At 67.5% G+C, this 23,746-nt stretch carries 27 protein-coding genes; 22 read left to right on the plus strand and 5 right to left on the minus strand.

The genetic code is table 11. The features are described 5' to 3' along the window. Positions 1-46 precede the first annotated feature (46 nt). Entirely contained in the window at positions 47-1,003 is a 957-nt protein-coding gene (locus tag AC1DK4_RS29590; protein ID WP_477131952.1) for a Bug family tripartite tricarboxylate transporter substrate binding protein, read from the minus strand. A gap of 344 nt (positions 1,004-1,347) precedes the next feature. On the opposite strand from AC1DK4_RS29590, the gene AC1DK4_RS29595 reads away from it, so the two are divergent. From AC1DK4_RS29595 to AC1DK4_RS29610, 4 genes are all read left to right on the plus strand, one after another. After that, the gene (locus AC1DK4_RS29595) at positions 1,348-2,184 is read left to right on the plus strand and encodes an IclR family transcriptional regulator (protein ID WP_441621243.1); all 837 of its coding nucleotides are present in this window, start codon (positions 1,348-1,350) and stop codon (positions 2,182-2,184) included. Beyond that, positions 2,144-3,220, plus strand: coding sequence for a DUF3108 domain-containing protein (locus AC1DK4_RS29600; RefSeq protein WP_477131953.1), 1,077 nt, complete (start codon positions 2,144-2,146; stop codon positions 3,218-3,220). The genes AC1DK4_RS29595 and AC1DK4_RS29600 overlap by 41 nt, the downstream gene beginning before the upstream one ends. Before the next feature lie 66 nt (positions 3,221-3,286). Then, on the plus strand, positions 3,287-4,129 hold the full coding sequence (locus tag AC1DK4_RS29605; RefSeq protein WP_441621241.1) for an alpha/beta fold hydrolase: 843 nt from the start codon (positions 3,287-3,289) through the stop codon (positions 4,127-4,129). 239 nt (positions 4,130-4,368) lie between these two features. Then, a complete protein-coding gene (locus AC1DK4_RS29610; RefSeq protein WP_017227282.1) occupies positions 4,369-4,626 on the plus strand; it encodes a BTH_I0359 family protein in 258 nt (85 codons plus the stop codon). 137 nt (positions 4,627-4,763) lie between these two features. On the opposite strand, the gene AC1DK4_RS29615 is transcribed toward AC1DK4_RS29610, so the two are convergent. Further along, positions 4,764-5,156: a rhodanese-like domain-containing protein gene (locus AC1DK4_RS29615; protein ID WP_441621239.1), complete on the minus strand. Its 393-nt coding sequence runs from the start codon at positions 5,154-5,156 to the stop codon at positions 4,764-4,766. A gap of 178 nt (positions 5,157-5,334) precedes the next feature. Here AC1DK4_RS29615 and AC1DK4_RS29620 point away from each other — a divergent pair, with 178 nt between their 5' ends. The 6 genes from AC1DK4_RS29620 (at position 5,335) to AC1DK4_RS29645 (ending at position 11,466) form a co-directional block, all read left to right on the plus strand. Continuing rightward, complete coding sequence (locus AC1DK4_RS29620) at positions 5,335-6,423, plus strand: homocysteine S-methyltransferase family protein (protein WP_441621237.1); 1,089 nt, start codon at positions 5,335-5,337, stop codon at positions 6,421-6,423. Positions 6,424-6,458: 35 nt separating this feature from the next. Next, positions 6,459-9,206, plus strand: a complete 2,748-nt coding sequence (gene metH, locus AC1DK4_RS29625) for a methionine synthase (protein WP_441650326.1) — start codon at positions 6,459-6,461, stop codon at positions 9,204-9,206. Positions 9,207-9,445: 239 nt separating this feature from the next. After that, the gene (locus tag AC1DK4_RS29630) at positions 9,446-9,787 is read left to right on the plus strand and encodes a hypothetical protein (RefSeq protein WP_441650325.1); all 342 of its coding nucleotides are present in this window, start codon (positions 9,446-9,448) and stop codon (positions 9,785-9,787) included. 266 nt (positions 9,788-10,053) lie between these two features. Next, the gene (locus tag AC1DK4_RS29635) at positions 10,054-10,686 is read left to right on the plus strand and encodes a response regulator (protein WP_477131951.1); all 633 of its coding nucleotides are present in this window, start codon (positions 10,054-10,056) and stop codon (positions 10,684-10,686) included. 112 nt (positions 10,687-10,798) lie between these two features. Further along, positions 10,799-11,206: a response regulator gene (locus tag AC1DK4_RS29640; protein ID WP_441643557.1), complete on the plus strand. Its 408-nt coding sequence runs from the start codon at positions 10,799-10,801 to the stop codon at positions 11,204-11,206. Between the two features lie 116 nt (positions 11,207-11,322). Then, positions 11,323-11,466 (plus strand): entericidin A/B family lipoprotein, encoded by a 144-nt coding sequence (locus tag AC1DK4_RS29645; RefSeq protein ID WP_441621227.1) that lies wholly within the window; start codon positions 11,323-11,325, stop codon positions 11,464-11,466. Between the two features lie 167 nt (positions 11,467-11,633). Here the strand turns inward: AC1DK4_RS29645 and AC1DK4_RS29650 are convergent, their stop codons facing one another. After that, positions 11,634-13,103, minus strand: coding sequence for a CHASE3 domain-containing protein (locus tag AC1DK4_RS29650; RefSeq protein ID WP_441621225.1), 1,470 nt, complete (start codon positions 13,101-13,103; stop codon positions 11,634-11,636). Between the two features lie 312 nt (positions 13,104-13,415). Between AC1DK4_RS29650 and AC1DK4_RS29655 the strand changes: the two genes are divergently transcribed. The 4 genes from AC1DK4_RS29655 (at position 13,416) to AC1DK4_RS29670 (ending at position 15,122) form a co-directional block, all read left to right on the plus strand. Next, the gene (locus AC1DK4_RS29655; protein ID WP_441621223.1) at positions 13,416-13,589 is read left to right on the plus strand and encodes a DUF1328 family protein; all 174 of its coding nucleotides are present in this window, start codon (positions 13,416-13,418) and stop codon (positions 13,587-13,589) included. A gap of 85 nt (positions 13,590-13,674) precedes the next feature. Further along, on the plus strand, positions 13,675-13,836 hold the full coding sequence (locus AC1DK4_RS29660; protein ID WP_020206329.1) for a DUF1328 domain-containing protein: 162 nt from the start codon (positions 13,675-13,677) through the stop codon (positions 13,834-13,836). A gap of 92 nt (positions 13,837-13,928) precedes the next feature. Then, entirely contained in the window at positions 13,929-14,366 is a 438-nt protein-coding gene (locus tag AC1DK4_RS29665) for a glycine zipper domain-containing protein (RefSeq protein ID WP_441621221.1), read from the plus strand. A gap of 159 nt (positions 14,367-14,525) precedes the next feature. Next, positions 14,526-15,122, plus strand: coding sequence for a ferritin-like domain-containing protein (locus AC1DK4_RS29670; RefSeq protein WP_441621219.1), 597 nt, complete (start codon positions 14,526-14,528; stop codon positions 15,120-15,122). 272 nt (positions 15,123-15,394) lie between these two features. Here the strand turns inward: AC1DK4_RS29670 and AC1DK4_RS29675 are convergent, their stop codons facing one another. Further along, positions 15,395-15,715: a DUF1840 domain-containing protein gene (locus AC1DK4_RS29675; RefSeq protein ID WP_441621217.1), complete on the minus strand. Its 321-nt coding sequence runs from the start codon at positions 15,713-15,715 to the stop codon at positions 15,395-15,397. Between the two features lie 214 nt (positions 15,716-15,929). Here AC1DK4_RS29675 and argS point away from each other — a divergent pair, with 214 nt between their 5' ends. The 5 genes from argS to AC1DK4_RS29700 all read left to right on the plus strand — a co-directional run bounded on the left by argS (position 15,930) and on the right by AC1DK4_RS29700 (position 21,137). Further along, positions 15,930-17,723, plus strand: coding sequence for an arginine--tRNA ligase (argS, locus tag AC1DK4_RS29680; RefSeq protein WP_441621215.1), 1,794 nt, complete (start codon positions 15,930-15,932; stop codon positions 17,721-17,723). 124 nt (positions 17,724-17,847) lie between these two features. Then, the gene (locus AC1DK4_RS29685; RefSeq protein WP_441650324.1) at positions 17,848-18,618 is read left to right on the plus strand and encodes an SPOR domain-containing protein; all 771 of its coding nucleotides are present in this window, start codon (positions 17,848-17,850) and stop codon (positions 18,616-18,618) included. A gap of 79 nt (positions 18,619-18,697) precedes the next feature. Then, positions 18,698-19,336 carry a thiol:disulfide interchange protein DsbA/DsbL gene (locus AC1DK4_RS29690; protein ID WP_441621211.1) on the plus strand — a complete coding sequence of 213 codons (639 nt, stop codon included), beginning with the start codon at positions 18,698-18,700 and terminating at the stop codon, positions 19,334-19,336. Between the two features lie 155 nt (positions 19,337-19,491). After that, entirely contained in the window at positions 19,492-20,292 is an 801-nt protein-coding gene (locus tag AC1DK4_RS29695; RefSeq protein ID WP_441650323.1) for an SDR family oxidoreductase, read from the plus strand. An 8-nt stretch (positions 20,293-20,300) separates the two neighbouring features. Further along, positions 20,301-21,137, plus strand: a complete 837-nt coding sequence (locus AC1DK4_RS29700) for a helical backbone metal receptor (RefSeq protein ID WP_441650328.1) — start codon at positions 20,301-20,303, stop codon at positions 21,135-21,137. 33 nt (positions 21,138-21,170) lie between these two features. On the opposite strand, the gene AC1DK4_RS29705 is transcribed toward AC1DK4_RS29700, so the two are convergent. Then, entirely contained in the window at positions 21,171-22,244 is a 1,074-nt protein-coding gene (locus tag AC1DK4_RS29705) for an MBL fold metallo-hydrolase (protein ID WP_441650322.1), read from the minus strand. Between the two features lie 215 nt (positions 22,245-22,459). Between AC1DK4_RS29705 and AC1DK4_RS29710 the strand changes: the two genes are divergently transcribed. The 3 genes from AC1DK4_RS29710 to AC1DK4_RS29720 all read left to right on the plus strand — a co-directional run. Next, positions 22,460-22,897 (plus strand): MerR family transcriptional regulator, encoded by a 438-nt coding sequence (locus AC1DK4_RS29710; protein ID WP_441621205.1) that lies wholly within the window; start codon positions 22,460-22,462, stop codon positions 22,895-22,897. A 116-nt stretch (positions 22,898-23,013) separates the two neighbouring features. Then, entirely contained in the window at positions 23,014-23,493 is a 480-nt protein-coding gene (locus AC1DK4_RS29715; protein WP_441650321.1) for a PaaI family thioesterase, read from the plus strand. Positions 23,494-23,538: 45 nt separating this feature from the next. Further along, positions 23,539-23,746: acyl-CoA dehydrogenase family protein (locus tag AC1DK4_RS29720; protein WP_441621202.1), on the plus strand; the 208-nt coding region annotated here is incomplete at its 3' end.

A 23,746-nucleotide genomic window follows, 5' to 3' on the forward strand; every position in this document is an offset into this window, starting at 1 on the left:
AAGCGGGTGCCGCGCCGGCGCCATGCGGGGCCGGCGCGGCGGCCCGCTAGTCTACCGTGATGCCCTTGGCCTTGATCAGTTTGCCCCAGCGCTCGGACTCGGCGCGCGCATATTGCGCGAATTCCTCCGGCGTGCCCGACACCGGTTCCACGCCGATGCCCTCGAAGCGCTTCTGCACGTCCGGGCTCTTGAGCGCCTTCACCAGCTCGGCATTCAGGCGCGTCACCACCGGGCGCGGCGTGCCCGCCGGCGCCACCACGCCCTGCCAGGCGTAGGCCTCGAAACCGGGCACGCCGGCCTCGGCCACGGTCGGCACCGTGGGCAGCGCCGGCAGGCGCCGGGGCGTGGCCGCGCCAAGCGCGCGCACCTTGCCTGCCACGATGTTCTGCTGGCCTGCCGCGAGGTCCAGGAACATCAGGTCGACCTGGCCCGCCAGCAGGTCCTGCACTGCCGGTGCCGCGCCCTTGTATGGCACGTGCGTCATCTTCGTGTGGGTCTGGTCCATGAACAGCTCCATGGCCAGGTGATGCGGGCTGCCGGCGCCCGGCGAGGCGAAATTGACCTTGCCCGGGTTCTTCTGCGCATACTCCACCGCCTCCTTGAGCGTGCGCGCCGGGAAGTTCGGCGTGGCGACCAGGATCAGCGGAAAGCGCGCCACCATGCCCACATGCACGAAGTCCTTGTCGGCGTTGTAGGGCAGCTTCTTGTAGAGTGACGGGTTGGCCGCCAGCGTGGCGGTGTCGGCGGTCAGCAGGGTGTAGCCGTCGGGCCGGGCGTGCGCCACCGCGTCGGCGCCGACGATGGTGGCGGCACCGGGGCGGTTGTCGATCACCACCTGCTGGCCCAGCGCCGGCGTGATGGCCTGGCCGAGCGTGCGCGCCACCACGTCGGTGCCGCCGCCGGCGGGGTAGGGCACCACCCAGCGCACCGGCTGGCCCGRCCAGTTGTCCGCGGCGCGCGCCGGCTGGCCGGTCGCGATGCCCAGCGCCAGCATGGCGAGCATGGGCAGTGAACGGGCCAGCGGGGAGCGGCGTTGGCGGCAGTCGGAACGTGGGGCGGAAAGGCTGGCGGCAGCATCGCCGCGGGGCGCAAGGCGGGTCATGGTTGTCTCCGGTTGGAAGGCGGCCGCGCCGCGCCATGTACTTTGCATGGCGCATGCCTGCGACGGCTCGTCGTGCGCACAAAGTCTACCCACGGATTAAAAATTGGTAAATCGATTTCGCTATAGTAAATTTATGGCTAAGGTGGCACCGCGCTTCCCGGAGTTGCTCCCGGCAGTGTGATGCGCCGTGCCTTTATCCGCTTTGCCACTTGGTAGCCCTTTGTTGAGTAGCCCTTTGTTGCCGCATGACCGAACCTGAAGAAGACGATTCCAAGCTGCGCTCCGGCATCCAGTCGATCGAGGTCGGCTTCAAGCTGCTGCAGGCGCTGGCCGTATCGCCGCGCGCCATGATGCTGCGCGACCTGGCCGCCGCCGCCGACATGAACCCCGCCAAGGCCCACCGCTACCTGGTCAGTTTCCAGCGGCTGGGCATGGTGGTGCAGGATCCGGTCGGCGGGCGCTACGACCTCGGGCCCTTCGCGCTGCAGCTTGGTCTGGCCGGGCTGAACCGGCTCGATCCGGTCAAGAAGGCGCGCCCGATCCTGTCGCAACTGCGCGACGAGATCGACCAGACCATCGGCATCGCCGTGTGGGGGAACCACGGCCCGACCATCGTGCACTGGGAAGAGTCCAGCCACCCCGTGACGGTGAGCCTGCGGCTGGGCGATGTGATGCCCATGCTCAACTCCGCCACCGGCCGTCTCTACGGCGCCTACCTGCCGAAACAACAAACGCGGCCGCTGGTCGAACGGGAACTGGCGGAGCGCGGCCATGACGAGCTGCCGGAGTTGCCGCGCTCGCAGGCCGACTACGACGCGGTCTGCGCCGAAGTGCGGGCCAATGGCGCGGCGCGGATCAAGGGTGGCGTGCTGCCGGGCATCAACGCTTTCTCGATGCCGGTGTTCGATGCCAACGGGCATGTCGCCATGGCCCTGATCGTGCTCGGCGCGCAAAGCGTATTCGATGCAGAATGGGGCGGGGCGGTGGACCGCCGCGTGCGCGATATCGCGCGGCAGATTTCTTCGGAGCTTGGTTATCTTGGTGGCAGCCCGACGCACGGGCCAGACGGCCTCTCGCGATAGACCTGTCTCGCGCCGCCTGCGCTGGGCGGCGGCGCTTGCATTGGTGCTGGCCGTGCATCTTGGCGTGGTGGCCGGCCTGATGGGCATCCGCGGGCCGCATATCGACCCGTCCGGCATGCCGCCCATCGAGGCGGTCCTGCTGGCGCCGCCCGCGCCGCCCCTGGAAAAGGCGCGGCCGCCTGCGCCTGCCGCGCAGAAACACCGTCCTGTGCGGGCGCCGGCCGAGGCCACCCCGCCACCCGAGGCGCCGCCCGAAGCTGCCGAGGCCCCCGCGCTGCTGACCGGTCCGGCCGGCCCCGCCATGGCAAGCGCCGGCGGCACGGCGGGCAGCGCCGCCTCGGCGCCTGCCTCCGCCGCGGCGTCTGCGCCCGCCGCCGAGGCTGCCGACAACGTTCGCTATGCGGCGCCGCCGTCGATGCTGTTGCACTACGCCAGTTTCGTCAACGGCATCCAGAATCCGGACGGGCTGATCCGCTGGCAGCATGACGGCAGCCATTACCAGCTGGCGGTAGAGACACGCGTGCTGTGGTTCCGCTTCGCCTTCCACAGCAACGGCGCACTTGGCGAGCATGGCCTTGCGCCCGAACGCTACGAGGAAAGCCGGCGCAATCGCGTGGAGGCGGCCCGCTTTGACCGCGCGGGGGCGACGCTGGTATTCGAAGGCCGCAACAAGCAGGTGCCGCTGCCGCCTGACGCGCAGGACCGCTTCAGCGTGTTCCTGCAACTGGTGGGCATGGTACGCGGCACGCCGCAGCGCTATGCATCGYCGGGCGTGACCGAGACGTTCGACGTGGGCGATACGCGTGACCTGGAGCCCATGCAGGTGCAGTATGTGGGGGAAGAGGACGTCGAAGCCGCGCAGGGTTCGGTGCGCGCCAAGCATTTCGTGCGCCTGCCGCGGCATGCGGGCGACCGGCGCCGCGTGGAAGTGTGGCTGGCGCAATCATTGCAATGGATGCCGGTGAAACTGCGGCAGACCGAGCCCGACGGCACGCAGATCGAACTGGTCTACCGCGACAGCGAAGCGCTGCGCTGATTCATCGTGCCGCGGCCCGCGGGCCGAGGTGGTTCACCGTGTCGTACCCACTTCCGGAGATCCGTCATGCATGCCCTCCAGCCACCATCCGAAACCCGCCGCGTGCGCGTGGGCGATGTCAGCCTGCACGTGCGCATCGACGGAGGCGACGGCCCCTGGGTGATTCTGGCGCATGCGCTGGGCGCCAACCATACCTTGTGGGACGCCACCGCGCGGCACCTTGCGCCGCGCTACCGCGTGCTGCGCTACGACCTGCGCGGCCACGGCCAGAGCGACGCGCCGATCGGTGCTTACTCGATGATCCGGATGGCCGACGACGTGGCTGGCCTGATGGACGCGCTGGCGGTGCCGGAGGCGCATTTCGCGGGGGTGTCGGTGGGCGGCATGATCGGCCAGACCCTGGCGCTGCGGTATCCGGAACGGATGCTGTCGCTGACGCTGGTCGATACCGTCAACCGCACGCCGCTCGAAGCGCACCAGATGTGGCACGACCGCATCGGGCATGTGGAGGCGCACGGCATGGCGGGCGTGGCCGACAGCACGCTGGAGCGCTGGCTGACCGCGCCGTTCCGCGCCGCGCATGCGCACGAGGCGCAACGCGTGCGCGAGATGCTGCTGGCAACGCCAGTGCACGGCTACGTGGGCACGGGGCTGGCGATCATGGCCTTCGACCTGGCCGGTGCGATCGCGCGCATCCATTGCCCCACGCTGGTGGTGACCGGAGAAGAGGATCAGAGCGCGCCGCCGGCGATGGCGCGGGAGATCGCCGGCGCCATTCCCGCCGCGCGCCTCGAGATCCTGCCGCAGGCCGCGCATCTGTCGCATATCGAACAGGCCGGGCGCTTCCACGCCGTGCTCGATGCCTTTCTGGGCAACGCCGCGTGCGGTGCGCAGTGTGCCGCACCCTGAGGAAATATCTTTTCCGCTCTAACTTAAGAACTTGCGCAGACGGCCGTTGCCCAACATAGTGAGGGAACGCTTGTGAGAAGTTAGAGCGGTCATTCAAGCGGTTCGCCGACGCAGAATCTTGAAAACCAGGCGAACACCCTCAGCTTGGAGGTGAAATCGCGGAGGGCAGCCGGGCACCATGCCGGCAGACTGAACAATGGTTGGCCCCCCGCTTACCCATGACAGCCCGGAGGTGTGCCATGCAAATGATCTACAACAGCGACAATTATTGCATCGTCGAGTTTGGTGCGGATGTCGAGCATGCGCCTCTTGCCTCGGGCGGCTATGAAATCGTCGACAAGAACCTGAAACGCGAGATTTTTCTCGGCGGCCAGATGGCCGAGAGCTTTCGCGCGGACGTGAAGCGTCTGATTGAAAGCGAGCCGTCGGTGGAAGAGGTGGATGATTTCCTCGGAAAGTTCGATACGGTGATGACCCATCCGCTGGTAATGCACTAAACGCATCATGCGCCCGGCCGTGGCCGCTGCCTCTGCATTGCGCAAGGTGGTGCCGGAGCCGGTCCGAGCCAGGCAGGAAAGCCCGTGCACAGCGCGGGCTTTTTGATTTTCGGCCACCCGCGAGTGGCGGTGGCGTCCTAGTACTGCTCCCAGGCCAGCCCGGCGTGGCGCCAGCCGTTGAGCGTATTGCGGTGTCGCTCGGCGTCCAGGTCGCCTTCGAAGCCGTGCAGCACATTGAAGACGGTAGTGAAGCCGGCGCCCTCCAGCGCGCGCGCCGCCGCCGAAGAGCGGTTGCCGCTGCGGCAGATCAGCAGCACCGGCCGCGCCGACGCCTGGCCGGCCAGCTTCTTCACCGCCTGCACGAAATGCGGGTTCACTTCCCAGTCCGGGCCGTCGTTCCACGGCACGTTGTGCGCGCCCTTGGGGTGGCCGACGAACAGGTATTCCATCTCGCTGCGGCAATCGATGAAGAGTGCGTCGGGCGAATCGGCAAGCAGGGCTTGCGCGTCGCCGGGGCTGAGGTGTTGCATGGGCAGGGTTTGCGTTGGCATCGCGTTGGTGGACGGGTTTGCCCAGTGTAGGGCCGTGCCCTGCCGGGCCGCAACAGCCAGGCGACGCAGGAGGCCTTTGGCGCCGGCCCCATCCAATCCGCAAACCATTGATGTAACTGATAAAATCGACCTCTTTTCCCTGCCGCAGAAGCCCCTCATGAGCGCCGCCCCAAGTTCCGCCTCGCAGCCCGCCGCGCGCCCCCCGGCGCGCCCCTACACCCGTGCGGCCAGTCTGCCCGCCCTGCTGCGCGAGCGCATCCTGATCCTGGATGGCGCTATGGGCACCATGATCCAGCGCTACAAGCTGTCCGAGGCCGACTACCGCGGCGAACGCTTTGCAGGCCACCACGTGGACGTCAAGGGCAACAACGAACTGCTGCTGCTGACCCGCCCGCAGGTCATCAGCGAGATCCACGAGCAGTACCTGGCCGCCGGCGCCGACCTGATCGAGACCAACACCTTCGGCGCCACCGCGGTCGCGCAGGAAGACTACAAGATGGCGGACCTGGCCTACGAGATGAACGTCGAGGCCGCCAGGCTGGCGCGCGCCGCCTGCGACAAGTACAGCACGCCCGACAAGCCGCGCTTCGTGGCCGGCGCCTTCGGCCCCACGCCCAAGACCGCCAGCATCTCGCCTGATGTCAACGACCCCGGCGCGCGCAACGTCACCTTCGAGGAACTGCGCAAGTCCTACTACGAACAGGGCAAGGCCCTGCTCGAAGGCGGTGCCGACGTGTTCCTGGTCGAAACCATCTTCGACACGCTCAACGCCAAGGCCGCGCTGTTCGCCATCGACCAGCTGTTCGAGGACACCGGCGAGCGCCTGCCCGTGATGATCTCGGGCACCGTGACCGATGCCTCCGGCCGCATTCTCTCGGGCCAGACCGTGGAAGCATTCTGGTACAGCCTGCGCCACGCGCGCCCGATCACCTTCGGGCTGAACTGCGCGCTCGGCGCCACGCTGATGCGCCCGTACGTCGCCGAGCTGGCCAAGGTGTGCGACGCAGCCATTTCGTGCTACCCGAACGCCGGCCTGCCCAACCCGATGAGCGAGACCGGCTTCGATGAAACGCCGGAGGTCACCTCGTCGCTGGTGGAAGAGTTCGCGGCCTCCGGCCTGGTCAACCTGGTCGGCGGCTGCTGCGGCACCACGCCGGACCATATCGCCGCCATCGCGCAACGGGTGGCCAGCAAGAAGCCGCGCGCCTGGCCCGGCCAGTACCGTGACGCCGACATCGCGGCGTGAACATGCATCGCGAGCCTACAGAACAAGATCAAGCCATGACCAACGATACCCTGCCGCCGCGCCCGATGCGCCTGTCCGGCCTCGAGCCCTTCACCATCGACGAGGACACGCTCTTCGTCAACGTCGGCGAGCGCACCAACGTCACCGGCTCCAAGGCCTTCGCCCGCATGATCCTCAACGGCCAGTTCGACGAGGCCCTGGTGGTGGCGCGCCAGCAGGTCGAGAACGGCGCGCAGATCATCGACATCAACATGGACGAGGCCATGCTGGACTCCAAGGCCGCCATGGTGAGGTTCCTCAACCTGATCGCCTCCGAGCCCGATATCGCGCGCGTGCCCATCATGCTGGACTCGTCCAAGTGGGAAGTGATCGAGGCCGGCCTGAAGTGCGTGCAGGGCAAGCCCGTGGTCAACTCGATCTCGCTCAAGGAAGGCGAGGAACAGTTCCGCCATCACGCCGGGCTGATCCGCCGCTACGGCGCGGCTTCCGTGGTGATGGCCTTCGACGAGAAGGGCCAGGCCGATACCTTCGCGCGCAAGACCGAGATCTGCAAGCGCAGCTACGACATCCTGGTCAATGAAGTCGGCTTCCCGCCCGAAGACATCATCTTCGACCCGAACATCTTCGCGGTGGCGACCGGCATCGAGGAGCACAACAACTACGCGGTGGACTTTATCGAGGCCACCGCCTGGATCAAGCAGAACCTGCCGTACGCCAAGGTCAGCGGCGGCGTGTCCAACGTATCGTTCTCGTTCCGCGGCAACGACGCGGTGCGCGAGGCCATCCACACCGTGTTCCTGTACCACGCCATCAAGGCCGGTATGGACATGGGCATCGTCAACGCCGGCCAGCTCGGCGTGTACGACCAGCTTGACCCGGAGTTGCGCGAGCGCGTGGAAGACGTGGTGCTCAATCGCCGCGAGGACAGCACCGACCGCTTGCTGGAAATCGCCGACCGCTTCAAGGGCGGCGGCGCCAAGAAGGAAGAGAACCTGCTGTGGCGCGGCACGCCCGAGAACCCGGTGCCGGTGGGCGACCGCCTTTCCCACGCGCTGGTGCACGGGATCACCACCTTCATCGTGGAAGACACGGAAGAAGTGCGGCAGATCGTGGAGGCGCGCGGCGGCCGTCCGATCGAGGTGATCGAAGGCCCGCTGATGGACGGCATGAACATCGTGGGCGACCTGTTCGGCGCCGGCAAGATGTTCCTGCCGCAGGTGGTCAAGAGCGCGCGCGTGATGAAGCAGGCGGTGGCGCACCTGCTGCCCTACATCGAGGAAGAAAAGCGCCTGCTGGCCGAGGCCGGCGGCGACGTGCGCGCGCGCGGCAAGATCGTCATCGCGACGGTCAAGGGCGACGTGCACGATATCGGCAAGAACATCGTGTCGGTGGTGCTCCAGTGCAATAACTTCGAAGTGGTCAACATGGGCGTGATGGTCCCGTGCAACGAGATCCTGGCGCGCGCCAAGGTCGAGGGCGCGGACATCGTCGGCCTGTCCGGGCTGATCACGCCCTCGCTCGAGGAGATGGCCTACGTCGCCTCCGAGATGCAGCGCGACGACTACTTCCGCATCAAGAAGATCCCGCTGCTGATCGGCGGCGCCACCACCTCGCGCGTGCACACCGCGGTCAAGATCGCGCCGCACTACGAAGGCCCGGTGGTCTACGTGCCGGACGCCTCGCGCTCGGTGAGCGTGGCGTCGAGCCTGCTGTCCGATGAAGGCGCGGCGCGCTACCTCGACGAGCTGAAGTCCGACTACGAGCGCATCCGCCACCAGCACGCCAACAAGAAGGCCACGCCGATGGTGACGCTGGCGCAGGCGCGCGCCAACAAGACGAAGGTGGACTGGAGCGCCTACGTGCCGCCCAGGCCCAAGTTCGTCGGCCGCCGCATCTTCCGCAACTACGACCTGGCGGAGCTGGCCAACTACATCGACTGGGGCCCGTTCTTCCAGACCTGGGACCTGGCCGGCAAATTCCCCGACATCCTCAACGACGAGATCGTCGGCGAGTCCGCGCGCCGCGTGTTCTCGGACGGCAAGGCCATGCTGGCGCGCCTGATCCAGGGCCGCTGGCTGACCGCCAACGGCGTGCTGGCCCTGCTGCCGGCCAATACCGTCAACGACGACGATATCGAGATCTATACCGACGAGAGCCGCAGCCAGGTCGCGCTGACCTGGCACAACCTGCGCCAGCAGAGCGAGCGCCCGGTGATCGACGGCGTGATGCGGCCCAACCGCTGCCTGGCCGATTTCGTCGCGCCGAAGGACAGCGGCATCGCCGACTACATCGGCGTGTTCGCGGTCACCGCAGGTATCGGCGTGGACAAGAAGGAAGCGCAGTTCGAAGCCGACCACGACGACTACAGCGCGATCATGCTGAAGTCGCTCGCCGACCGCCTGGCCGAAGCCTTCGCCGAATGCCTGCACGAACGCGTGCGCAAGGATTTGTGGGGCTACGACGCCGGCGAGGTGCTCACCAACGACCAGCTGATCGAAGAGCGCTATCGCGGCGTGCGCCCGGCGCCGGGCTACCCGGCCTGTCCGGAGCACACGGTCAAGGCGCCGATGTTCGAGTACCTCAATGCCGCCGAGATCGGCATGGGCATCACCGATTCGCTGGCCATGACGCCGGCCGCCTCGGTGAGCGGCTTCTATCTTGCGCATCCCGAGTCGACGTATTTCTCGGTGGGCAAGATCGGCCAGGACCAGCTCGACGACATGGTCGAGCGCCGCGGCGAGGAACGCAGCGTGCTCGAGCGCGCGCTCGCGCCAAACCTGTAACCGCATCTGGCCGGCGGCGGCGGCAATTTGCCTTGCCGCGCCGCCGCAAGCCGTTGGGTACGCAGGGCAAACGGCCTGCCGGGCAGCACCGCGCGGCTTTGTAAGTTCTTCACTACTCCTTACAAGGCATTACATCTCCTAACAGACCGCGCGGCGCCGCGTCCATAGACTGGGGGCTCACATCAAGTGAACGCCGCAGCGAATGTTTCGCCGCGGAGCTAACTGCAAGGAGCCTCTCCATGAACAAACTGCTGATCTCCCTTTCCGCTCTCTCGATCGCTGCCGCTTCCTCGCTGGCCATGGCGCAAGGCACCGGAGTCGATGCGAAGGCAGGCGCCACCGGCGCCATGGCGGCGCCCGCGATGAGCGCGCCCGCAGACAAGGGTGCAGCGGCCGGCGCAGGTGTGAACGCGGGCGTGGGCGCTGACACGGGTGCGGATGCCAAGATTGGCGCCGACGCGCAGGCCAAGGCCACCGCCAAGACCAAGAAGCACGCCAGCCATGCCAAGGCGAAGAAGGGCGGGGCTGCCGCTGACACCAGCGCTGCAGCGGACACCGGCGCGGCGGCCAAGGTCCAGTAAGGACCGGCAAGCATGGCGCGACCGGCCAGCCCGCGCGGCTGGCCAGTCTGCGGCGGCCACGCCGGCGCGCGGACCTGCCCACGGGGCGACGCGACGAAGGGACGGGTTTCACCCCGTCCCTTTTTTCTTTTGCCCCAGAGCCGCGCCATGTCAGTCTTACACCGACAGTCTCGCGGCTTTGTAACCACTACAATGTTTTTGTCCACTGGCCCAGTGGGCCAGCCCGCCCTCCCGGAGAGCGGCGCATCCAAGCCCAGGGAGATACCATGATTCGCGTTCTGATCGCCGACGATCACCAGATCGTGCGCGCCGGTCTGCGCCAGTTCATTTCCGATGAACCCGATATCCGGGTGGAAGGGGAGGCTGCCAGCGGCGATGAAGTGATGACCCGGCTGCGCGAGCGCGAATTCGACGTGATCGTGCTCGATATCTCGATGCCCGACCGCAACGGCATCGACGTGCTCAAGATGCTGCGCCAGCGCCATCCCGCCCTGCCGGTGCTGATCCTGTCCACGTACCCCGAAGAGCAGTACRCCATCAACCTGATCCGCGCGGGCGCCTCCGGCTACCTGACCAAGGAGAGCGCGCCCGACGACCTGGTCAAGGCGATTCGCACCGTGGCCCAGGGCCGCCGCTATGTCAGCGCGACGGTCGCGGACCTGCTGATCGGCGGGCTGGAGAAGCCCACCGACCAGCCCTTGCACCAGACCTTGTCCAAGCGGGAATTCCAGATCTTCTGCAAGCTCTCGCGCGGGCAGTCGGTGTCGGTGATCGCCGATGAACTGTTCCTCAGCGTCAAGACGGTCAGCACGTACCGTTCGCGCATCCTGGAAAAAATGGGCATGAAGACCAACGCGGACCTGACCTACTACGCGATCAAGAACGGGTTGGTGGAGTAACTTGGTCAAGGCGCCGGGGAGGCCAGCGCGGCGAGAAAACGCCGATTGCCCGACACGCCTGTAGGACGGACCCCGATAGTCTGTTTCTATATTCGGTTGCTACCATTGAATCATGTTGGATCAAGCTGCGGCCCCCTCGTATCGTGCGCTGCGGGTCCTGCTCATAGAGGACTCGGCGGTCCTGCGGGGTATGTTGCTCGAGTACCTGAACGCGTTTCCGTTTGTCGAGGTCGTGGATTGGGCGGACACCGAAAGCTCGGCACTGCGCCTCTATGAGGCGGGCAGGTACGAGGTCGTCATCGTCGACCTGCAACTCAGGCAAGGCAATGGCATCAATGTGCTGCGCGGCATGCGGAAGTCCGAGCCCTCGGGCATCCGCATCGTGTACACCAACCATGCGCAGGTGCCGACCTACCGGCGCCAGTGCGCCGAGGCCGGGGCGGACTATTTTTTCGACAAGTCACTCGAGCTGGAGCAGGTGTTTCGCGTGATCGAGGAGTACGCGCAAGCGGGCGCTTGAGCTTGTCATGGCTTCCGGTCATCGCTTGCGGGGCCGGCCGCCCCGGGCGGCCGTACCGTTTTACCAGCAGTTCCTCCCGCGGCGAGTCCGCGTCAACCTAGAGCAAGGAGAGAAACATGAGAAAGCTAATGGCGCTGTTTTGCCTGGCGGGTGTCGTCCTGGTGACAGGCTGCAACACAGTATCGGGCGCAGGCAAGGATATCGAACGCGGCGGCGAAAAAATGCAGGGTGCCGCCCAGGATACAAAGCAGAAGATGTAAGCCATGCCGGTGCCGTCGCGGCGGGCGCCAGGGCGTCTCCCGCGCGGCTTCCGTGGCCTTTTCACCGCAGCATTTTTGCCGCGGACGAGTAAACGGAAACGGCGGACGCAAGCACGTCCGCCGTTTCCGTTCGTGCCTGCGCTGTCGCCTGGCCCGGTCGCGCGGGCCTAGCCTTGCCCGCTCGGCGTCCCGGCGGGCGGCGGCGCGACCTCGCCCGCGGGGGGCGGCACTTGCGCGGGGGCGTCGCCGGATGCCTCATCGTCATGGCGCTCGGGCGCCACGATGGCGTCGGTCAGCGGCACCTCCACGCGGATGGTCACGCCGGCGCCGGGTTCGGATGCAATGTCGATCGTGCCGCCGAGCGCAATCACGCGCTGCTCCATGCCCAGCAGGCCATGATGTCCCACCGCGCGGCGTGTTTCGAAATCGGGCGGCAGGCCGCGGCCGTCATCGCTCACCTGCAGCGTCAGCACGCCGTCCATATTGTCCAGCGTGATGGTCACGAGCCGGGCTTCGGCGTACTTGCTGGCATTGGTCAGCGATTCCTGCACGATGCGGTAGAGCGCGATGGCGGCGTCGTCGCGCAGCGGCGGTACCGTCTCGCCGAGTCGTACGTCGGCCTCCCACTGGTTGCGCGCCGCCACCTCCTCGGCGAGCTGGCCGATGGCTTCCTTCAGGCCCAGGTTGAGCAGCACCGTGGGCCGCAGGTCCTCGATCAGGCGCCGCTTGATCTGGATGCCCTGGTCCACATGCAGCATGATGCGCGTGAGCTTTTCCTTCACGTCGGGATGCGAGTCTTCCACGCGGCGGCGCACCCAGTGCATGTCGAGCTTGGTGGCCGTCAGGATGGCGCCGAGTTCGTCGTGCAGCTCGCGCGCCAGGCGCGTCTTCTCATCCTCGGTGACGCGCTGCAGGTGGGAGGCGAGTGCGGACAGCTGGCGCGTGCGTGCGCGCACCATGCGGTCCAGCCGGGCGCTTTCTTCTTCGAGCTCGCTGCGCGCGGCTTCCGACACCGCCATGCGGCGCGAATGCTGCAGCCCGACCACGATCAGCAGCACGATATTGATCGCGGTCAGCAGGCCGATGCCGTAGCGCGACAGCGCCAGGTCGCGGTCGGCATACTCCAGGCTGCGCGACACGGAGCCGGATTCGCGTGCGAGCAGGGATTCGAGCCCGCGCCGGGCGTTGTCCATGGTCTGCTTGCCGAAGTCCGTGCGCACCAGGTCGAGCGCCACTTCCACGTCGCGCTTGCCATAGATCAGCGTCAGGTCCATTTCCGTGAGCTTGCGGTTGACCGCGATGGATGCCGCGGTGAACAGCTTGAGCGCTTCCGGGTCGTCGGCATAGCGGCTGCGCAGCGCGGCCATCAGCGCATTGATATGCGGCAAGGCCTGGTAGTACGGCTGCAGGTAGCTTTCCTTGCCGGTCAGCAGGAAGCCGCGCTGGCCGGCCTCGGCATTGACCAGCTCGCCGATCAGCGAAGTGATCTGGCCCTGTACCTGCTGCGACTGGATCACTTGCGTATAACCCTGGCGCAGGCGGATGTTGCCTGCCTCGGATGCCATCAGCACCACCACCGTCAGCAAGATGCCGCCCGCCAGCAGCAGCGTGGAGCGCAACATGGATTGCTTGAGCATTGTCAGTTCCCGATGTGGGGCGCGGTCCGACACCGCTCGCCGGCCACGTCGCGGCGCCATGCGATGGGGCCGGTTGTCGCGCACCCTGTCTGCGACGATGGAAGCACATCGGCGGCCCCCGGTCAACCTGCGGCACGGCCGGCGGCGCCCGCCAGCCCGGGCCCGCGCGGGTGCTGTAGGAATCCACTGACATCTGAATCGGTGGGCCAGCGGTGCCTGCCCCGTGACCCGGTTTCTACCATTGAGCCATCAGCTAGTCACGAGCTTGCGCCCCCTGCGCAAGTCAGCCAGCGAAACGAGAGGAGAACGTCGATGCTCAAATGGGCGCTGATTTTTGCCGTGGTTTCCCTGATTGCCGGCCTGCTCGGCTTTACCGGTATTGCCGCTGGCGCGGCCGGCATCGCCAAGGTCCTGTTCTTTATTTTCCTGGTGCTGTTCGTGCTGTTCCTTGTCCTGGGCGCGACCGTGTTCAAGGCGGTGAAATAGCCGGTCGCCATCGCCGGGGTCCTGCTGCTGCCGGCGCGCTGCGCCCGCTGGCGCGACAGGCAAGCCAATCTAGGGAGTTGCCATCATGTTGCACTACGCACTCGTATTTTTCGTCATCGCCCTGATCGCCGCGCTGTTCGGCTTCGGCGGCATTGCCGCGGGGGCGGTGGAGATCGCCAAGATCCTGTTCTTCATCTTCCTGGTGGTCGCCCTCGTGACCTTCGTGATCAGCCTGGTCAGGCGATAGCCGAGAACCGGGCGGTGCCGCGGCCGGCTGGCCGCGGGCCGGACCGGACCGGAGATGAAACCGTGAATGAAGACAGACATGGAGATAAACCTATGCTGACCCACAACCCGAAGGTGAAGAAAGAATTCACGCACCTGGCCGACAGCGCCGGGAACACGGTGCGCCAGATGCGGCTCGCCGCGCGCGACACCCGCAGCGCCGCCCGCGATGCTGCCAGTCCCGTGGCCGAGGAGGTGCGGTCCCTGATCGCGCAGCTCGAGCACACCATGGAGGTGCTTGGCCGCGAAGGGTCTTCCGAAGCCGTGCAGGCGGGACGACGGCTGCAGGATCGTACCCGCGCGCTGGCCGAGCATCTGCGCCAGGCCACCCTCGACGGTGCCAGCCGCGCCCGCGAGCGGGTCGACTTCGCCGTGGAAGGCGTGCAGCAGCGCGTAGTGGAGTCGCCGCTCAAGGCGGTCGGCATCGCGGCGGCGGTCGGTGCCTTCGTCGGCTTGCTGCTGGCGGTCAACGGCCGCGCCAGGAACGACTGAGGCTACCCGCGCGGCCGCCTGCGCCTGGCGGGGCGGCCGTTGTTTCCTCGGGCCCGCGGGCGCGCCGGCAAGTTGCCGCCAGGCAGAGGCCCGCCGCAAATAGCCCTTCGACCCCTTCGCGCTTTCCCACAGCCGCATTCCCACAGGAGCATCACAGTCATGGACACCCCTGTCACCGAGAGACCCGCCGGCAAGGGCGCGGCACCGGCCCGCAACGAGCAAGGCGCCAGCGGCGGCTTCCTGACGGATGTGAAGACGTTGCGCGACCGCGCGCGCAAGCACATCGAGGATGGCGCCGTGACGCAGAACTACGACGCCGACCGCGCCACCGTGCTCAAGCTGCTCAACGAAGCGCTGGCCACCGAGCTGGTCTGCGTGCTGCGCTACCGCCGCCACTACTTCATGGCCAAGGGCATCCACGCCGAGCCGGTCGCCGCGGAATTCAAGGTGCATTCCGATGAAGAGCAGGCCCACGCGGATCGCATCGCCGCGCGCATCGTGCAGCTTGGCGGCGCGCCCGATTTCGCGCCGGACACGCTGTCGGCGCGCAGCCATTCCGAGTACGTCGAAGGCAAGTCGCTGACAGACATGATCAAGGAGAACCTCGTCGCCGAGCGGATCGCGATCGAGAGCTACCTGGAAATGGTGCAGTACATCGGCGAGCGCGACCCGACCACGCGCCGGATGCTGGAAGACATCCTCGCCGTCGAGGAAGAGCATGCCGACGAACTGTCGGACATGCTGGAAAAGGGCTGAACCCGGCGCCGGGATGAAAGTGCCGCATGCAGCACGTCGTGTGGCGGCGGCGCCTTCCTTGTCCGCACCGAAGCTGATTTCTCCCCCTTGCGGATCCCCTCCCTGATCCGGCAGGCCCGGCATCCTCGCCGGGCTCTTTTTTTGGCCCGCCGACGTGCGGGGCATCCCCGCGGGGCTCCGGCGTCCCGGCCTGGGCCGCGGCAGGCCGCGTCGGCTGCGGCCAGATGCGACAAAGCCCGCGTCAGCGGGCTTTGCGCGGCGGGCGGGGCGCGCTAGACGCCCCAGAGTACATCGGTGTTCTCGCGCTGGGAGGCGCGCAGCATATCGAGGAAAGGATAGGCGCGCTGGCCCAGGTGCAGCGGCTCGTCCTCCTCTTCGTCCTGCTTGCCCGGCGTTACCGACGATTCGGCCGGGTGCACCCGCTTGGCGTCCGTCACGGCGGCTTCGAGCTTGTGGATGGCGCGCGGCATTTCTTCGGCGGTGATCACCCCGCGCTCTCCCAGGTGCTTGCCGATAATCCCGAGGAGCGTGACAGCCAGATCCCTCATCATGATCAGGTCTTGCGCCGCATGGGATTTGAAGGTGATCAGCATGATATTTCCTTTCCTTGACTACAGCGAAGTGACAAGATCGCGCGGCATGTCCGGGATTCGGGCGGGGGCGCGCAACGGCCGGTTTCGGGCTCGCTGCATGATGTCAGCATAGCACCTGATAAAATTCCGCGTTCTGCAATTCATTGCCTGCCACGCGACGCCGCATCCACATGCCGCGCCGGCGCCGGACAACCGCCCCAGGGCCACGACATTCATGCTGCCTGTTCAGACCTCCAATCTCGCCGCTGCGTTCCTTGACGCCGTGCGCGCCCTCGCTCCGGCCGACGCCACGCTGCCCGCCGTGACCTTCGAGCGCCCCAAGTCCGCCGCCCACGGCGACCTTGCCTGCAACCTGGCCATGCAGGTTGCCCGCGCGCTCAAGCGCAACCCGCGCGAGCTGGCCCAGCAGATCGTCGATGCCGTCAAGGCCGATGCGCGCACCGCGGACCTGGTGGCCGGCATGGAGATCGCCGGCCCCGGCTTCATCAACCTGCGCCTGACACCGGCGGCCAAGGCCGACGTGCTGCGCGCCGTGCTGGAGCAGGGCAACCGCTACGGCGCCCAGGAGCAGGGCGTGCACGGCAAGGTGCTGGTGGAGTTCGTCTCGGCCAACCCGACCGGCCCGCTGCACGTGGGCCACGGCCGGCAGGCGGCGCTGGGCGACGCCCTGGCCAACCTGCTGGACTGGCAGGGCTTCGACGTGCACCGCGAGTTCTACTACAACGACGCCGGCGTGCAGATCCAGACCCTGGCGGTCTCGGTGCAGGCGCGCGCGCGCGGCGTCAAGCCGGGCGACGCCGGCTGGCCCGAAGCGGCCTACAACGGCGACTACATCGCCGACATCGCCGCCGACTTCCTGGCCGGCAAGCGCGTGCGCGCGTCCGATGGCGACGAGGTGACGGCATCGGGCAACGCCGAGGATATCGACTCGATCCGCAAGTTCGCCGTGGCCTACCTGCGCAACGAGCAGGACATCGACCTGCGCGCCTTCGGCGTCAAGTTCGACCGCTACTACCTGGAATCGTCGCTGTACACCGACGGCAAGGTCGAAGCCGCCGTGCAGTCGCTGATCGCCAAGGGCAAGACCTACGAGAACGAAGGCGCGCTGTGGCTGCGCACCACCGACGACGGCGACGACAAGGACCGCGTCATGCGCAAGGGCGACGGCACCTACACCTACTTCGTGCCGGACGTGGCGTACCACACCACCAAGTGGGATCGCGGCTTCGCCAAGGTCATCAACGTGCAGGGCAGCGACCACCACGGCACCATCGCGCGCGTGCGCGCCGGCCTGCAGGGGCTGGAGATCGGCATTCCGGCGGGCTACCCCGACTATGTGCTGCACAAGATGGTCACCGTGATGAAGAACGGCGAGGAGGTCAAGATCTCCAAGCGCGCCGGCTCCTACGTGACCGTGCGCGACCTGATCGAGTGGAGCAACGGCGCCGAGGGCGGCGAGACCATCCGCGGCTGCCTGGACGCGGGCGTGGCCGACTGGCCGTCGCACTTCACGCGCGGGCGCGACGCGGTGCGCTTTTTCCTGCTGTCGCGCAAGGCGGATACGGAGTTCGTGTTCGATGTCGACCTCGCGCTCAAGCAAAACGACGAGAACCCGGTGTACTACGTGCAGTACGCGCACGCCCGCATCTGCTCGATCTTCGAATCGTGGGGCGGCGCGGACTGGGAAGCGAAGCTCGCCACGCTGGCCGGCACCGACCTGGCGCCGGTGACGGGCGCCGGCGCAAGCCCGCAGGCGCTCGCCCTGGGGCAGCGCCTGGCCGACTTCCCTGACATGCTGGCCGCGGCGGCAACCGAGCTGGCGCCGCATGCGGTCGCCTTCTACCTGCGCGACCTGGCCGGGGATTTCCATGCCTTCTATAACGCTGACCGCGTGCTGGTGGATGACGAACCGGTCAAGCTGGCGCGCCTGGCGCTGCTGGCCGCCACGCGCCAGGTGCTGCGCAACGGTCTGGCGGTGATCGGCGTCTCCGCGCCGCAGCGCATGTAAGCGCACGCGGACCGCGGCCGCGCCGGGCACCGCCCGGCGTGGCCACGCGTGTCGCCCTGACCACAGACAGTGATGCGCGGACCGGCGCAGGCTCTATAATCGCGCCATCACGCTAGAGGAATTCATGCAACAGCAACGCAAGCGCGCCCCGCGCAATGCCAGCCGCGCGCCGCAGCGCGGAGGTACGTTCCTGGGACTGGTGCTGGGCCTGATCATCGGCCTGGCGATCGCGGTGGTGGTCGCCTTGTACATCACCCGCTCCCCCGCGCCATTCCAGCAGAAGAACGGACAGAAGCCGGCCGACCCCGGCAATGTCGTCAGCAGCCTGCCCACGCCGGCGCAGGACGCGCCGAGCGATCCCAACAAGCCGCTGTGGAGCAAGACGCCGGCCAAGCCGGTCGGCCCCGCCGCCGAACCCGAGCAGCCCGCCGGGCCGGCGCCCACGGCCAGGCCGGCCGAGCGCCCGCAGCCGCCCGTGGTCGCGACCCGTCCGGCCGACAAGCCCGCCGAGCGGCCCGCCGACAAGCCGGCTGAAAGGCCCGCCGAGAAGCCGGCCGACAAGGTTGCGCAGAAGCCCGTCGACAAACCGGCGGAAAAACCCGCCGAGAAGCCGGTCGCCGATCCCATCGCCGAGATCGCGCAGGCCGATGCCAACAAGGTGGGCTACCTGCTGCAGGTGGGTGCCTTCCGCTCGCAGGACGACGCCGACCGCCAGAAGGCCAACCTGGCCATGCAGGGCTTCGAAGCCAAGGTCACCGAGCGCGATGTCAACGGCGTGAAGCTGTATCGCGTGCGCCTGGGGCCGTTCAACAAGATCGAAGACATGAACCGTTCGCGCGACCGCCTGCAATCGTCGGGTTTCGAAGCGTCGGTCATCCGCTTTACCAAGCAGTAATACAACCCGGGGCGTCCGCTGAACCGGAACGCCCCGCCGCTGTCATACGCTCATCGCCCATCCTCGAAAGTCGCGTCATATGAAGAAACTCGCCACCTTGTTCGCCACGCTGGTCGCCGTGACCGGTTTCCTGATGAACGCGCCCGCGCAGGCGGCCGCACCCACCGCGGGCAAGGAATACCAGGTCCTGAAGGCACCGCAGCCCGTCACTCAGGGCAAGATCGAAGTCACCGAATTCTTCTGGTACGGCTGCCCGCACTGCTTCGACTTCGAACCCGAGCTCGAGGCATGGGTGAGCAAGCAGGGCAAGGACGTGGTGTTCAAGCGCGTGCCGGTCGCCTTCCGCGACGACCTGCTGCCGCACACCAAGATCTTCTACGCGCTGGAAGCCATGGGCAAGCTCGACGCCATGCACGGCAAGGTCTTCAGCGCCATCCACGTGGACCGCAAGCGCATGCTCGACCCGAACGAGATCGCTGACTTCATGGCCAAGAACGGCATCGACCGCAAGGCCTTCCTCGATGCCTACAACTCGTTCTCGGTGACCACCAACACGCAGCGCGCCAACAAGATCGCCGACGCCTACAAGATCGACGGCGTGCCGACCGTGGTCGTGCAGGGCAAGTACGTGACCTCGCCGTCCGTCGCCGGCACCAAGGCCGCCGCCATCCAGACCATGGACTTCCTGGTCGGCCAGGTGCGCGACAAGAAACTGTAATACCCGTTGCGGCGCGCGCGGGCCAGGCGGCCGGCGCGCCGCGCGTTCGACCGGCAGCGCCGGCGCCGGCTTGGCGCAACGGCGTCCGGACTGCGTCGGGGCGGGTCTGCCGGCATGACGATGTTGCGGTTTTCCCTGGACCCCTCCCCATCCCGATGCGAGCATTGAAAGTCTTCCTCACCGGCGCGTCGAGCGGACTCGGCCAGGCCCTGGCGCGCGAGTACGCCGCGCAAGGCGCCATCCTCGGGCTGGTTGGCCGGCGCGAAGACGCGCTGCGCGAGCTGGCCGCCAGCCTGCCCAATCCCAATGCGGTGCGCGTCTATGCCGCGGATGTGCGCGACGCCGCCTCCATGCGGGCGGCCGCGCAGGATTTCCTCGATCATTTCGGCTGCCCTGACGTGGTGATCGCCAACGCCGGCGTATCGGTGGGTACCGTTGCCAGCGAGCGCGAGGATCTCGAAGCCTTCCGCATGGTGATGGACACCAACTGGTTCGGCGTGCTCACCACCTTCCAGCCCTTCATGCAGCCCATGCGCGCGCGCGAGCCCGGCGCCGGCGGCTGGCGCGGCACGCTGGTCGGCATCGCCAGCGTGGCTGGCGTGCGCGGCCTGCCCGGGGGCGGCGCCTACAGCGCGTCCAAGTCCGCCGTCATCAAGCTGCTGGAGAGCCTGCGCCTGGAACAGCGCCGCGAGCGTATCCGCGTGGTCACCATTGCGCCCGGCTACATCCGCACGCCGATGACCGAGCACAATCCCTATCGCATGCCTTTCCTGATGGATGCCGACGATTTCGCCCGCAAGGCCGTGCGCGCCATCGCCGCGGGCCGGCGCTTCGCCGTGGTGCCGTGGCAGATGGGCGTGGTCGCCTCCATCCTGCACCTGATGCCGCGCTGGCTGTACGACGCGCTGTTCGCCCGCGCGCCGCGCAAGCCGCGCGGGCAGGGCCGCCAGCCGTGACCCCAGCCATCGCCTGGCAGGACGCCGCCGGCGCATGGCACGGCGCGGCCGGCGGCGAGGCCCGCATCGCCTCGCTGGTGCCGTCGGTGACCGAACTGCTGTTCGCGCTCGGGCTCGGGCCGCAGATGGTGGCGCGCACCGGCTTCTGCATCCACCCGGAGCCGGCCGTGCGCGCCGTCGCCAAGGTGGGCGGCACCAAGGACGTCAGGCTCGAGCGCCTGCGTGCGCTGGCGCCCACCCACGTCATCGTCAATATCGACGAGAACCGCCGCGAGACGGTCGACGAGATCCGCGCCTTCGTGCCCGGCGTGATCGTCACCCACCCGTGCGCGCCCGAGGACAACCTCGCGCTGTACCGGCTGCTGGGCGGCATCTTCGGCCGCGCCGCCGAAGCCGAAGCACTGTGCGGCGCGCTGCGGTCGGTGCTGGCGCAGGTGCAGGCCAGGCAATGGCCCGCGCGCCGGGTGCTCTACGCGATCTGGCAGGACCCCTGGATGACGGTGTCGCGCGATACCTATATCAGCAGGATGCTGGCGCTGGTCAACTGGCAGACCTGGCCTGCGGCCGACACGCTGCCGGAAGCCTGCGTGGATGGCGACTGCAGCCGGCCCAATGCGCCCGGGACGCGCTATCCGAGCTTCCGCTGGAGCGACGCGCTGGTGCGCGAGACCGACCTGGTGCTGTTGTCCACCGAGCCCTATCGCTTCACCGAGGCGCATGTCGATGCGCTGGAGCGCCAGCTCGGCAAGGAGGTCCTGCTGGTGGATGGCGAGATGGTGTCCTGGTACGGCAGCCGGGCCGTGGACGGCGTGCGCTATCTGACGGAGCTGGCCGGGCAGCGCTAGCGCGCCCGCCCGGCCGGGCCCGGCGGCATGGCGTCAGGCCCTGAAGCGCACCACGCCGTCGTCGCCGGTTTCCCTGCGCACCTCCCCGGCATGCCACAGCAGGTGCAGGTGCGCCAGCGCCTCGCCCATGGCGAAGGTCATCTGGTGGATATCGAACTGCCGGTTGAAGATCACGCCGACGATGTCATGCGCGTTGCATGCCTTCTGCGCGCACGCCGCGCGCGTTTCGGCCAGGCGGTCCACGTGGTGCTCGCGCAGTTGCCGGATACGGGTGTGCAGGTTGCGGAACGGCTTGCCGTGCGAAGGCAGGATCAGCACGTCTTCGGGCAGCGGCTCGTACTTGCCGAGCGAATCCAGATACAGCTTGAGCGGGTTGGCTTCCGGTTCCATGTCGAACACGCTGACATTGGTGGAAATGCGCGGCAGCACGATGTCGCCGGAAATCAGCACGTTGCTGGCGGCGTTGTAGAGCGCCACGTGTTCGGGCGCGTGCCCGAAGCCGGTGATCACGCGCCAGCCGGAGCGCGCCGCGTCGGTGCCGATATGCACGGTGTCGCCTTCCATCAGGCGGCGGTACTGGGTGGGCAGGTCCGGCACCAGCGACGGGTAGTAGCTCTTGCGCGCGCGCAGCTTCTCCAGGCTGTCGGGGTCGGTCAGGCCGTGGCGGGCGAAATGGCTGGCGGCGAAGTCGCCGCCGGCGTTGGAGCCGGCGCCGGTGCCGCTGCCCATCACGCGCGCGTTCATGTAGTCGCCCAGGCTCATCCACAGCCGCACGTCCCAGCGCTTGCACAGCCAGTGGGCCAGGCCGATGTGGTCCGGGTGGCAGTGCGTCGCCAGCACGCGCAGCACGGGCAGGCCCTCGAGTTCGTTGGCGAATATGGTTTCCCAGTGCGCCTTGATGGTGTCGTTGGTGATGCCGCAGTCGATCACCGTCCAGCCCTCGCGGCCGTCGAGCCGGTCGCGCAGCAGCCACAGGTTGATATGGTCCAGGGCAAAAGGCAGCGGCATGCGCAGCCAGAACACGCCGGGCGCGACTTCCATGCGGGAGCCGGCAGTGGGCATGGCTTCGCCAAACGGGTATTGGAGCTGGTGTTCGAGTGCGTTCATGGGAGTCTCTCTGGTCCGAAGCCCTGTGCGCGCGGCGCGGCGCGCAGGCGGGCTTTCTTGTCGTCGTGCCGGCAGCCGCGGAGGTCGGCCGCACGGCATGGTTGCCAGCCGATTTGATTGACGCTAACGTTAACGTCAACCAAAACGGGCTTCTGCCATCTTAAGCGAAAACTTCATTCTGCACCGAACGATCGTTCACTTTTTACCGGGCCCCCATGCCAGCTTCGCCAGCCACGCCGACCTACACCATCACCGATCTTGCCCGCGAGTTCGATGTGACGCCCCGCGCCATCCGCTTCTACGAGGACCAGGGGCTGCTCTCGCCCGAGCGCGAAGGGCCGGGCGGGCGCAAGCGTGTCTACAACGGCCGCGAGCGCACCCGCCTCAAGCTCACGCTGCGCGGCAAGCGCCTCGGCCTGACGCTCAACGAGATCCGGGAGATCCTCGATCTGTACGAATCGCCGCGCGACACCGCGCCGCAGCTCGAGCGCTTCCTGCATTCCCTGGCCCTGCACCGCGGCACGCTGGAGCGCCAGCTCGAAGACCTGCAGGCCCAGCTGGCCGAGATCGACCAGCACGAGCAGCAATGCCGCGCCTTGCTCGCCGCCCAGTCCGGTGCGGACGACGCAGCAATCGGTGTGAAAAGTGCCTGATGCGCTGTTTTCGCGGCGCTGCCGCCGGATTTAGTTGACGTTTACGTAAACGTAAATAAAATAGCTTCGCAACCCGCCCGGCACCGGCAATGCCCCGGCAAAACAGAGGAGAATCCATGCCCGCAGCCTCCGACCCCACCATCGATCACGCTTCGGAAACAACGCTCGGCGCCGCCCGCATGGACGCCATCGCCACCAGCTTCTCGCGCCAGGGCCTGATGACCGCGTTCGGCGCGGCGCTGACGCGGGTCGAGCGCGGCGAGGTGGAGATCGCCATGCCGTGGTCCGAGGGCGTGACCCAGCAGCATGGCTTTTTCCATGGCGGTGCGGTGGGCGCGCTGGCCGACAGTGCCTGCGGCTACGCGGCCTTGTCGATGGTGGCCGACGGCGAGGCCGGCCTCACCGCCGAGTACAAGATCAACCTGCTGTCGCCCGCGCAGGGCGAGCGCCTGATCGCCGTGGGCCGCGTGCTCAAGCCGGGCCGCACCCTGATCGTGGCGCAGGGCGAAGTCTTCTGCGAGAAGGGCGGCGTGCGCAAGCAGGTGGCCACCATGCTGATGACGCTGTGCGTCGTTCGCACGCTCGGCCACGTATGAGATCAAGACACAACGGATCGCACGGATAACGACAAGGAGACCGCCATGACTGAGTTGCCCGGCCTGAATTTCCGCCTCGGCGAAGACATCGACATGCTGCGCGCGAGCGTGCGCAACTGGGCGCAGGCCGAACTGGCCCCGCGCGCCGCCGAGATCGACCGCACCGACCAGTTCCCGATGGACGCCTGGAAGAAGATGGGCGACCTGGGCGTGCTGGGCATCACGGTGGCCGAGGAATACGGCGGCGCCAACA

The sequence above is a fragment of the Cupriavidus sp. 05N38 genome, assembly GCF_056397345.1.